Origin of the sequence: Salinimicrobium marinum, from assembly GCF_014651535.1 — a bacterium.
Classification (GTDB): domain Bacteria; phylum Bacteroidota; class Bacteroidia; order Flavobacteriales; family Flavobacteriaceae; genus Salinimicrobium; species Salinimicrobium marinum.
In genome coordinates, this window is sequence record NZ_BMXB01000001.1 from 597406 (window position 1) to 609856 (window position 12451).

Below are 12451 nucleotides of genomic sequence, written 5' to 3' on the forward strand. Positions count from 1 at the left end.
TTTAAATTTTAAAGGTTTAAGGTGATAAAAAAGGTTAACAACATGTTAATTTTTTCTATATTGCCCCTGTTAAAGCAATTCTTCCTTTTGATCATGTACAAGTATTTCTTCTTTTTGTTTGTGGTTTTTACAACCACCTTATCCGCTCAGGATATTCACTACCAAAGCCTTCTAATTAAACCTGAACTTACTGCAGATGCTAACGCGGTGGTAAGAAATGAGGAAATTGAAATTGAAATAGAGGCGGTAGACAAACTTACTATTCGAACCAGGAGAGTGATCACTGTTCTCAACGAGCATGGAGAAAATCATATAGAGGCTTACGATTTTTATGATGATAACAGCAAGATCAAAAATCAGGAGGCAATTATTTATGATAAACTGGGCAATGAGATCAAGAAGTTTAAAAAGAAACATTTTGAGGATCGCAGTGCGGTTGGCTCTGGTACCTTAATTTCAGATGACCGGGTGAAGTACATGGAATATACGGCCAGGGAATATCCTTATACTGTGGTGTATGAGAGTGAGGTGCAAAAGAATTCCACAGTTTTTGTCCAAGCGTGGAAACCCATTGCCGGTTATTACCTAAGCGTAGAAAGATCTTCTTATATTCTTAAAAATCCCGCCGGAATTCCACTTCGATATGAAGAAAAGAATCTTTCGGGGATAGAGGTCGAAAAATCTACTTCAGATTTTGAATTGAGCTATTCTGTACAAAATTTGCCGGCTTATAATTATGAGAGATTGAGCCCTTCAATTAATAATTTTTCTCCGCATGTCCTGGTAGCATTAAATGAATTTTCACTGGTTGGTGTGCAGGGGCAGGCCACGAGCTGGTCAGAATTTGGAAAATGGCAATATGATCATCTTTTAAAAGGCAGGACTACTTTGTCTCCCGAAACCATTGCGAAAATCAGCACGCTCACTTCAGATGCCGAAGACAATATTGAAAAAGCCCGAAGAATCTATCAATACGTACAGGATAATACCAGATATATAAGTGTGCAGCTGGGTATTGGTGGCTGGCAGCCTATGGATGCGGTGGAGGTAGACCAGGTTAGGTACGGCGACTGCAAGGCACTTACCAATTATACAAAAGCCTTGCTGGAAAGTCAGCAGATCCAGTCTTACTACACGGTAGTTTATGGCGGAGAAGATAAAACAGATATTGATAAAGATTTTCCCTCTATGCAGGGAAATCATGTGATCCTTAATATTCCTTCGGAAGGGGAAGATATCTGGCTGGAATGTACCAGCCAAACCACTCCGTTTAATTACCTGGGGGATTTTACAGATAACCGAAATGTTTTGATCATAAAACCTGAAGGTGGTGAGATCGCCAGAACAAAAATCTACCAGGTGCACGAAAATCTGCAGGAAACTTTCAGTACCATCACACTAGATGAAAAAGGTGCTTTTAATGCTTCCCTTAAAAGGCGGAGTAAGGGAGTCGCTTACGGGGAGATTTACCACATCAACAGGCAGACCGAAAAAGATCAGACGTTGTATTACAAGAGAAACTGGGGACATTTTAAGAATATGAACCTTGAAGAAATGGCCTTTACCAATGACCGGGATGATCAGGAATTCACAGAAGATCTGAAATTTTCGGGAGACAGGTTTACTTCCAAAGCCGGAAACAGGCTATTGTTACCTCTTAATTTTTTGATCCCCGAAACCTACAATCTTCCCCGGAATGAAAAACGGAAACTTCCGCTTGAAATTTCCCGTGGGCGCACATTTGAAGATACTTTTGAATATCTGCTTCCGGCAGGTTTTGAGCCGGAATCAATTCCGGAATATACCTTTCTGGAAACCGATTTCGGAACTTTCGAACTTTCAGTAGTAATAAAAGCAAAAGAAGGAGCCAAGACCATACAAGTGAAGCGGAAATATGTAATTAATGAAGGATTGTGGCCGGCAGAGTCTTATGGAGATTTCAGAAATTTCATGTATACCATTAACTCATTAAGCAACCAAAAGGCTGTTATCGTAGCGACCCAATAATCCAACCATTATGCGAACTATTTATCTCTGCTGTGTTTTACTGCTTACCTGTACATTCCTACAGGCGCAGAACTTTAAATTCGGAAAAGTTTCTGAAGAAGAAGTACTCGAAAAAAGCCACCCAAAAGATCCTGAAGCCAATGCGGCCATCTTGTTCAGGGAACATAATACCTATTATGAACTCAACAGGATGACAGGTTTTGTCCTGGTCACCAAAATTCATGAAAGGGTGAAGATCTATAATAAAGACGGATTTGACTATGCTACCAAAGAAGTGACCTATTATAAAAACGGAAATGATCGGGAGAAGATGAGCGGGGCTAAGGGAGTGACCTACAATATAGTAAGCGGTGAATTAGTTGAAGAAAAATTGAATAAAGACGGCATTTTTGATGAAGAAGTGAGTGATTACCAGCTAAAAACCAAACTCACTATGCCTGCAGTTAAAGAAGGAAGCGTGATCGAATATGAATACAGCATTCGTTCCCCTTTTCTTACTTCTATAGACATAGTTCCTTTGCAAAGTATGATCCCCATTAACAAACTGGAGGCCCAGGTGACGATTCCGGAATTCTTTAATTTCAAAAAGCACATGAACCTTAAGTCGGGTCTCTATTTTCCAATTGAAGAAAGCAGGAAAAGTGATGTTTTCTGGGTGGACGGCTCTTCAAATGTAAATTTTACTCAGAACAAGTATGCTATTTCAGCCGTTGATATTCCGGCTTTAAAAGAGGAAGCTTATATTGATTATCTTCAGAATTATGCGGCTTTTTTAAAATGGGAACTTCAGTATACCAAATTCCCGAATTCAGTTATAGAGAATTACTCTCAAACCTGGGAAGGGGTCGCTAAAAGTATTTATGATGATGGCGGCTACAGTAAGGAATTCGGGCGTAGCAGCTATTATAAGAATGATGTAGATGCACTTTTATCGGGTGTTATAGATCCTTTGGAAAAAGCAGCGCTAATCTATAATCTGGTAAGGGAAAAGGTAAAGTGGAATGAATATTTAGGTTTCCTTACCGAAGACGGGTGTAGATCTGCATACAAGGATGGTGAAGGAAATGTGGGGGAAATAAACCTGATGCTTACTTCTATGCTGAAGTACGCCGGACTTAATGCAAGTCCTGTGCTGGTAAGTACACAAAGTAACGGAATTCCCGTATTTCCAACCCGCAGCGGATTCAACTACGTGATCTCAGGTATTGAAATGGCAGACCAGATCGTGCTGCTGGATGCTACCGACAAAACGACGGCTATGGGAGAATTACCACGGCGGGCCCGAAACTGGCAGGGCAGGATCATTAGGGAAAACGGAAGTTCTGCCTGGATCGACCTGATGCCGCACTACACTAGTGACAGAAATTCGACCTTAAATGTGATGCTGGGAGAAGATCTCATTTTAAAAGGAAAAGTACTTAATAAGTTTACCGGACTGGACGCAAAAGACTATAGAGATAATTTTGCTGGTATCAATCTGGACCAGCACCTGGAACAATTGGAACTGAATAAAGGAAACATTGCCATCTCAAATCTTGAAACGCTGAATGAAGATTTTCCGGGGAAAGAAATAGAAGAGAAGTATGAGTTTGAGTTGCAGGACGGGCTGGAATCTATCAACGGAAAAATGTATTTGAAGCCTTTATTGTTTCTGGCCTTAGAAGAAAATCCTTTTAAGGCCGATGAGCGGCAATATCCTGTTATCTTTGATTATCCATTGTCCCGGAATAATACAGTGAACATAATGGTCCCTGAAGGTTACCAGGTAGAATCGATTCCGGAAAGTATAATTTCAGATTTTAATAATGGCGCGGGAACCTTTAAATTTATAGCCAGCCAGAATGGTCAATTTTTAAGAGTGCAGGCTATTTTGGAAGTCAAGACTATCGCATACAGCAACAAAGAATACAAAGCACTAAAAGATTTTTACGCCCTCATGGTGGAAAAACAAACAGAACCAATAGTGTTTTCAAAAATGTAGAAAATTATGAATATAGAAAATGCTCAAAAAGCAGTAGATGAATGGATAAAGGAGCATGGTGTCCGGTATTTTAATGAGCTAACCAATATGGCCCAGCTAACCGAAGAAGTTGGAGAAGTAGCCAGGATCATTGCCAGGCGTTATGGAGAACAAAGTGAAAAGGAAAGCGACAAGAACAAAGATCTTGGCGAAGAACTGGCAGATGTTGTTTTTGTGGTACTGTGCCTGGCCAACCAAACGGGGGTAGACCTGCAAAAAGCTTTTGATAAAAAACTGGACTTGAAGACCAAAAGAGATCATGACAGGCACCATAATAATGAGAAATTGAAGTAATGGGATATTTAGATAACTTTAAAAGTAAGGACTTCTGGATAGATGTTTTAAAACTAAGCATCGTCTTTTTTATAATTTTTGTTGCACTTTCGCTGTTGATCTCTAATTTCTCAAGTATCATGTCAGGTAACTGGAATGCTGTTTATGAACAGGAGTGGTCTAACGGAAAGTGGAAGAAAGACCTTTCCATGAAAGCAGCGATTACCGTGGTGTACGCAGTGTATATGACCAGCAGAAAAAGAAGAATACAAGAAAAGAATTCCTGAAAATAAAAAATAAGCAATGAATCTTCAGTTATCCCGAAATGATGCACCGGTCGAAGGTGTAATAAATATTACCGGCTCTAAAAGCGAATCCAACAGATTATTGATCCTTCAGGCTTTATATCCCGAAATTGAAATAAAAAACCTTTCCAACAGTGATGATTCACAGGTGCTTCAAAAAGCCCTGGCTTCGGGAGATACAACAGTAGATATTCATCATGCGGGGACTGCGATGCGATTTCTTACCGCTTATTTTGCAGCAGGTAACCGGGAAGTGATCCTTACGGGGAGTGAGCGTATGCAGCAGCGACCAATCGAGATCCTGGTGAATGCGCTGCGGGATCTTGGTGCAGACATTGAATATGTTAAAAATGAAGGTTTTCCGCCACTTCGCATAAAAGGGAAAAAATTACTTCGGAGTAAAGTCTCCTTGCAGGCAAACGTGAGCAGCCAGTACATTTCTGCTTTGATGTTGATCGCTCCTTCCCTTTCTAACGGACTCGAAATTAATCTGGAAGGAAAAACCACTTCAGTGCCTTATATAAAAATGACACTTTCACTCCTGAAAAATGCCGGATTCTCGGGAACTTTTGACGGAAACAACATAAAGATCGATGCCAGGCAGCAGATAGAGCCAGTTACCTTAGCAGTGGAATCTGACTGGAGTTCGGCTTCTTATTTTTACAGCATTGCAGCTTTAAGTGAGAAGGCAGAAATATTATTGAGCAGCTATAAAAGATCAAGTAATCAGGGGGATGCCGTGGTGGAAGAAATCTACCAGAAGCTCGGAGTAATGACCGCTTACGCCGGAGATAAAGTTACTCTCCTAAAAAATGGAAATACAGAACCCGGATTCATTTCCCTGGATCTTGCCGATTCTCCCGATCTTGCTCAGACCATAGCCACCACCTGCTTCGGATTAGGGGTCGAGTGTGAACTAACTGGCCTGCACACACTTAAAATTAAAGAGACAGACCGGTTGGAAGCTCTCAAGACAGAGATAGAAAAAATGGGCGGAAAAGTTGATATTACCAATGATTCGTTAAAGCTGTACGCCACTAAAAATTTTAATCGAGATGTAAAAATTGCCACCTATAATGATCACCGAATGGCAATGGCTTTTGCACCACTGGCAATGAGAGTTCCGGTTAAAATTGAAGATGCGGGGGTTGTATCAAAATCTTTTCCCGGGTTTTGGGATGACATGGAAAAATTAGGTTTTTCCTGCAAAAAGGAGGTTTAGCAGCCTATTTTTCAAATAAACAGCTATTTACTTGACAACGCCTGTTTTGAGGTCGTATATTTGCAGACTTTAAAATATATTATATGGGAATGAAATTATCGCACTTCAATTTTGACCTTCCGCCAGAATTGTTAGCTGAATATCCTGCGGAAAACAGAGATGAAGCCCGCCTGATGGTGCTAAACCGGAAAGAGCAAACTATAGAGCATAAACAATTTAAGGACCTTATCAATTACTTTGAGCCTCAAGATGTGATGGTCCTGAACAATACCAAGGTTTTTCCGGCCCGTCTCTTCGGAAACAAAGAAAAAACCGGTGCTCGTATTGAAGTGTTCTTGTTAAGAGAATTAAATTCAGAAACCCGTTTGTGGGATGTTTTGGTAGATCCTGCCAGGAAAATCCGAATCGGAAATAAATTATACTTCGGTGAAGACGAAAGTCTGGTAGCGGAAGTTATTGACAATACTACCTCCAGAGGAAGAACACTACGGTTTTTATATGACGGTTCTTATGAGGAGTTTAGAAACAAATTAACTGAACTTGGGGAAACTCCGCTTCCAAAATACATCAAGAGAGAGGTACAGCCCGAAGATCAGGAGAGATATCAAACCATCTATGCAAAGACTGAAGGGGCTGTTGCAGCTCCTACTGCAGGATTACACTTCTCCAAGCATCTTTTAAAGAGACTTGAAATAAAAGGGATCGATTTTGCTGAGGTGACACTTCACGTAGGATTGGGAACTTTTAGTCCGGTGGAGGTTGAAGATCTGTCAAAGCATAAAATGGACAGCGAGGAAGCTTTTATTGAAAAGCCTGCAGTTGATACCATTAATCAGGCTATCCGTGAGAAAAGGAAAATTTGTGCAGTTGGAACCACGGTAATGAGATCTTTGGAAAGTTCTGTTTCTTCTAACAGAACGCTTAATGAATTTGGAGGATGGACCAACAAATTTATTTTTCCTCCTTACGATTTTAGCATTGCGAACTGTATGATCACCAACTTCCATACACCAAAATCTACTTTATTGATGATGGTTTCTGCTTTTGCAGGTCATGATTTTATGAAGAAAGCTTATGCGGAAGCGGTGAAGGAAAAGTATAAATTCTACACCTACGGAGATGCCATGTTGATCCTTTAAGATCTGAAGCAGCTTATAATTTATAGAGCCACGAATGCAAGAATGAAAATTCCTGTATGCGTGGCTTTCTTTTTGTAGTTCTTTCCTGAATTGAACCAGAAGAGCTTTTCAGAAGAAAGAAAGACGATTATACCAGGACATCGCGTTCTACTAAAAATAACCTGTAGGGTTTTGTACTTTATTCCGACTCCCTTCCAGAACTATTTGAAATTAACTTTCAGGTTTAAAACGGATATTGAGAAATATAACCAGTTGATATTTTAAGCCTTATCGGTTCATTTAATATAAATCATTTTATTCTTACTACTTTTGCAGCGTGAAAGAAAAGAAGAGAGACATACGGGCATTGACCAAACAGCAACTCCAGGAGTTTTTTGTCGCACAAGGTGATAAATCGTTCCGGGGCACGCAGGTGTACGAGTGGTTGTGGGGCAAGGGAGCCCATAGTTTTGAGGATATGACAAATGTCTCAAAGGAGACGCGTCAAATGCTGGATGAGAATTTTGTGATCAATCATATTCGGGTAGATCAAATGCAGCGCAGTAGTGACGGGACCATTAAAAATGCCGTTAAACTTCATGATAATTTAACGGTGGAATCGGTTTTGATTCCTACTGATAAAAGAACAACTGCGTGTGTTTCTTCTCAGGTTGGCTGCAGTCTGGATTGTAAATTTTGTGCTACGGCAAAGCTGAAAAGAATGCGAAACCTGAACCCCGATGAAATTTATGATCAGGTAGTAGCAATCGATAATGAAAGCAGGTTGTATTTTGATAAACCACTTTCAAATATAGTTTTCATGGGGATGGGAGAACCCCTCATGAATTATAAGAACGTCCTGAAGGCGATAGAAATGATCACTTCTCCTGAAGGCCTTGGAATGTCCCCGAAACGGATTACCGTTTCGACTTCTGGAGTGCCCAAGATGATAAAAAAGATGGCCGATGAAGAGGTGAAATTTAAACTGGCCGTGTCTTTACATTCTGCTATAGACGAGGTGAGGACCAGCATTATGCCTTTTAATGCGACTTTCCCGTTGAATGATCTTCGGGAGTCACTGGAATATTGGTATGCAAAGACCGGAAGCAGGATCACTTATGAATATGTGGTGTGGAAGGGAATTAATGATCGCAGGAAAGATGTAGAAGCGCTAGTGAAGTTTTGTAAGTATGTACCATGTAAGGTGAATCTAATCGAGTACAATGACATTGGGGACGAAACTTTTATGCAGGCGCCTTCGGAAACTACAGATATGTATATTAACGAGCTGGAACGGAACAGAATCAGCGTAACCGTTCGCCGTTCCCGTGGGAAAGATATTGACGCAGCCTGTGGCCAACTTGCAAACAAGTCGGAAGCCACACCTTAATTATTTCATATAAATAAGGCCTTACCGATTTAAAACCTGTGAGCTCTGATACATGTGGATAGTTAAAAACAGAATCTTTAACTATCTTAGCTGCCTTTATGAAGACAATTTCCAAAATAAAACTTCCCGTTGAAAAAGAGATGGAACTTTTTGAAAAAAAGTTCAGTAGTTCGATGTCTTCGCGGGTGGCTCTTCTAAATCGTATCACCCATTTTATCGTAAACCGCAAGGGAAAGCAAATGCGGCCTATGTTTGTTTTTCTTGTGGCAAAGATGTTTGCTGAAGGAAAAGTGAATGAGCGCACTTACAGGGGGGCTACAGTGATCGAATTGATCCATACCGCTACTCTGGTGCATGATGATGTGGTGGATGATTCTAACCGCCGTCGCGGGTTCTTCTCGATTAATGCGCTGTGGAAGAATAAAATTGCTGTTCTTGTTGGTGATTACCTCTTATCTAAAGGCCTTTTACTTTCCATCGACAATGATGATTTTGATTTGTTGAAGATCATTTCTGTAGCCGTGAGGGAAATGAGTGAAGGGGAATTACTTCAAATCGAAAAAGCCCGAAGACTGGATATCACAGAAGATGTTTATTACGAGATCATCCGTCAAAAAACAGCGACTTTGATTGCCGCCTGTTGCAGCCTGGGTGCGGCATCTGTAAAACCCGGATCAGAGGAGGTGGAGAAAATGAGATATTTCGGGGAACTTATAGGAATGGCTTTTCAGATAAAAGATGACCTGTTTGACTACGGACAGGAAAAAATAGGAAAACCCACCGGAATTGATATCAAAGAGCAGAAGATGACTTTGCCTCTTATTTATGTGCTTAACCATGTGTCGCCGAAAGAGAAAGCCTGGCTCATCAATTCGGTTAAGAACCACAATAAAGATAAAAAAAGGGTCAATGAAGTGATTGCTTTTGTAAAAGACAATGGCGGCCTACAGTATGCCGTTACCCGAATGAAAAAGTTTCAGGAGGAAGCCCTTCAGATTCTCAATGAATATCCCGATTCTCCTTATAAAGATTCCCTCGTCCTGATGGTGGACTATGTGATTGATCGCAAAAAATAAACTATTAGATTTATAGTTCCTGATTTTTAGCTTTTCAATTCTTCTTTCTCTGTTTTGTAGAACTATCCTTTCTCAGCTGTTTTGAGCCTGCTATACTTTACAAGCTTAAAAGAATTATCTTTGTGTACATAAAATGAGTTACTCATTACCTGCTCAAAAACTTTTTCAAGATGAGAAAAGTAGAATATTACATCCTGATAATGTGTGTGTTGCTGTTTTTTAATGCTACTTCACAGCAACTTACACCACCTATACAAAATTATTCTTCTTTACAATACAATGCGGCTAGCCAGAACTGGGATATCAAAGTGGATGAACAGGGAATAGTTTATGCTGCCAATAATAAAGGTTTACTTTCTTTTGATGGTCAAAGATGGGAATTGTACCCGCTTAAAAGTGGATCTATAATAAGATCTGTGCTTCCTCACCAGGGGAAAATTTATACAGGTTCTTATAAAGAGTTTGGGTATTGGGAGAAAGATATCAAAGGAGTAATGCAATACCAATCTCTTATCTCTCTACTGGGTGAGTATGAGTTGCAGAGCGAAGAGTTCTGGCAGATCCTTGCTTATAATGATGCCATATATTTCCGGTCTTTTGGGGCTATTTATAGATACGACGGAAAAACCATATATCCCGTCCAACAAGTTGTAAGCAGAGGGATGACCGTGTTTAATGATAGGCTGGTAATAGCTTTGGAAGAAAAAGGTTTGTTTTACCTGGAAGAGAACGGAAACCTTGAGCCTTTGCAAAATCAGGATGTGTTGTTGGACAGATCCATTGTTGATATTCTGGAATACAAAGAATCCCTGTTAATCTGTACCAGGGATGGTCTTTTCTTGTATGATGAAAAAGGGAGCAGAGCATTTCCTGACAGAAAACTGAATGCTGTACTGGCGGGGCTGGAATTAAACCATTTGATAAAGAACTCAGATAATGAACTGGTATTTGGGACAGTGAAAAGTGGTATTCTCCACTATAATGGAGGTACAGGAGAGATTGCCTCGTATAGTCGCAACGAGGGGCTGCAGAACAATACGGTGCTTGCCATGACACAAAAGAACGGAAAGGTGTGGCTGGGTTTGGATAATGGTATAGATGCCATACACCTTGATTCCCCAATAAAATTCTATACAGATGACAGCGGAGAGTTGGGTTCGGTATATGATCTGGCCTTTCATTGTGATGAAGTATATCTTGCCAGTAACACAGGAGTTTATAAACTTGAAAAAGAGGACTTCAAACTACTTCCTGATGCAGAAGGTCATTCCTGGAATCTTGAAGCTCATAACAATGTATTGTACAGCAATCACAATTCCGGTACCTATAAAATTATCAATGATGACTTTGTTCCCATTGATGTGCGTACCGGAAGTTTCGAAATCGTGCCTATAGACAGAGAACAGTATCTTATTGCCAATTATACAGGTATTGACTTTTATGATGATGAGCTTAAACAGATTAAACGCTTAAACGGGATCAATTTTCCGGTAAAACAGCTGCTCTTTGAAAATCCCGGTACTTTATGGGCAGCAGATGCTTATGAAGGAATTTATCGAATAGGAATTAACCAACGTGGAGACAGCACCACTTTTGTTAAAAAAGTTTCCGCAGACCGTCAGATGGGGAATTATAGTGCCAGAATATTCAAGATCAACGGTCAGATTGCTGTACTTACCAATGAAAAATGGTACAGGTATAATGTTTTTACTGACGGTCTTGAGCTTTTAAGGGAGTGGCATGAGTTTAACGGAAATCGCCTGCTGGCAGTAGACAACGGACTTTTCTGGTTTATCAATTCTGCCGGGAATACGTTGAAAATTACTGATTTTAAAGAAACTGAACTGGTGGTCTCTTCCAAAATGCTGAATAACCGAACGGTAAAGGATCACGAGAGGCTGGTGAAGAGAAATGATTCCATTTATTATATCACATTACATGATGGTTTTGCAAGATTGAACCTGCATGAATTGTACTCGATGAGAGATAATGAATATTTAAGTACTCCCGTAATTCAGGAATTGTATGATGTAGAACAGAATTATGATCTAACGGCTACACCACATATTTCAAGTAAGAATGCCCGGGAAGTGACGGTTTTGGCAGGACTTCCGGTTTCAGATGCTATCGCGCTCAAGTATGAGCTAATAGGCAGCGACTCAGAGCCAGTGGTGGGAGAGGTAGTGGATGGAATCATTCGGTTTCAAAATCTGCCGCATGATGAATATAAGCTGCAATTATCGGCAGTCAGCTCTCAGAATGCCGATCCTGTTTTGACTTCGTTTCAATTTGTGGTTGATCCTCCCTGGTACTTGCAGAATTATATGAAATTTATGTATTTTCTCTTGCTGTTGGGAGTTCTGGGTTTAATTTTCTGGATCAACAGGATCAAACTTCAAAAACACAGACGGCTGTTAAGGCTGAAATATCAGCAAGAGCATGAAGAGCGAATGAATAATCTGGAAAAGGAACGGCTTATTCATGAAATTACTATGAAACGTAAGGAATTGGCAAATTCTACGATGATGGCTGCTAAGAAAAATGAAGTACTAATGGAGATCCAGGGAGAATTAAATAAAGACAGAAATAAGTTCTCCAATGAATATCGCTTAAAGCATATTATGAGTAAAATTAATCGTGCAATTAAAGATAAGGATGAGTGGAAAGTCTTTGAAACCAATTTCAATGAATTGCATGAGGATTTCTTTAAAGACTTACTGGAGAAATATCCCAAATTGAGCAATAAAGATCTCAAACTTTGCTCTTACCTGAAAATGAATCTTACTTCAAAAGAAATTGCTCCTTTAATGGGGATCAGTGTTCGGGGGGTAGAAGTTCACCGGTATAGACTCCGAAAGAAAATGAATCTGGACAGCACAGAAAATCTGACAAATTTCCTTATTGCTAACTTTTAAATTTCGGAAAGCAGGTGAATTTCAGCTGAAATCTACTACATCATTACTACATCATTGAAATTTTGGAGCCTGTAAATTTTACTTCAACAACTCTGAAATGTCCCGTGAAATAAGGATTCTTTAGT

The 12451-nt window shown here is 40.0% G+C and carries 9 protein-coding genes; all 9 read left to right on the top strand.

Going from position 1 to position 12451, the window contains the following annotated elements; all coding sequences use genetic code 11:
• Positions 1-42 precede the first annotated feature (42 nt).
• The 9 genes from IE056_RS02645 (at position 43) to IE056_RS02685 (ending at position 12326) form a co-directional block, all read left to right on the top strand.
• Positions 43-2007: a DUF3858 domain-containing protein gene (locus IE056_RS02645; protein ID WP_189603059.1), complete on the top strand. Its 1965-nt coding sequence runs from the start codon at positions 43-45 to the stop codon at positions 2005-2007.
• Positions 2008-2017: 10 nt separating this feature from the next.
• On the top strand, positions 2018-3988 hold the full coding sequence (locus IE056_RS02650; protein WP_189603060.1) for a DUF3858 domain-containing protein: 1971 nt from the start codon (positions 2018-2020) through the stop codon (positions 3986-3988).
• A gap of 6 nt (positions 3989-3994) precedes the next feature.
• Positions 3995-4321: a nucleotide pyrophosphohydrolase gene (locus tag IE056_RS02655; RefSeq protein ID WP_189603061.1), complete on the top strand. Its 327-nt coding sequence runs from the start codon at positions 3995-3997 to the stop codon at positions 4319-4321.
• Positions 4321-4587: a hypothetical protein gene (locus IE056_RS02660; RefSeq protein WP_189603062.1), complete on the top strand. Its 267-nt coding sequence runs from the start codon at positions 4321-4323 to the stop codon at positions 4585-4587. The genes IE056_RS02655 and IE056_RS02660 overlap by 1 nt, the downstream gene beginning before the upstream one ends.
• Positions 4588-4603: 16 nt before the next feature.
• Positions 4604-5827, top strand: coding sequence for a 3-phosphoshikimate 1-carboxyvinyltransferase (locus IE056_RS02665; RefSeq protein ID WP_189603063.1), 1224 nt, complete (start codon positions 4604-4606; stop codon positions 5825-5827).
• A gap of 89 nt (positions 5828-5916) precedes the next feature.
• A complete protein-coding gene (gene queA / locus IE056_RS02670; RefSeq protein ID WP_189603064.1) occupies positions 5917-6966 on the top strand; it encodes a tRNA preQ1(34) S-adenosylmethionine ribosyltransferase-isomerase QueA in 1050 nt (349 codons plus the stop codon).
• A 316-nt stretch (positions 6967-7282) separates the two neighbouring features.
• Complete coding sequence (gene rlmN / locus IE056_RS02675) at positions 7283-8335, top strand: dual-specificity RNA methyltransferase RlmN (RefSeq protein ID WP_189603065.1); 1053 nt, start codon at positions 7283-7285, stop codon at positions 8333-8335.
• Positions 8336-8433: 98 nt separating this feature from the next.
• On the top strand, positions 8434-9411 hold the full coding sequence (locus IE056_RS02680) for a polyprenyl synthetase family protein (protein WP_189603066.1): 978 nt from the start codon (positions 8434-8436) through the stop codon (positions 9409-9411).
• 170 nt (positions 9412-9581) lie between these two features.
• Positions 9582-12326 (top strand): helix-turn-helix and ligand-binding sensor domain-containing protein, encoded by a 2745-nt coding sequence (locus tag IE056_RS02685; RefSeq protein WP_189603067.1) that lies wholly within the window; start codon positions 9582-9584, stop codon positions 12324-12326.
• Positions 12327-12451: the final 125 nt, after the last annotated feature.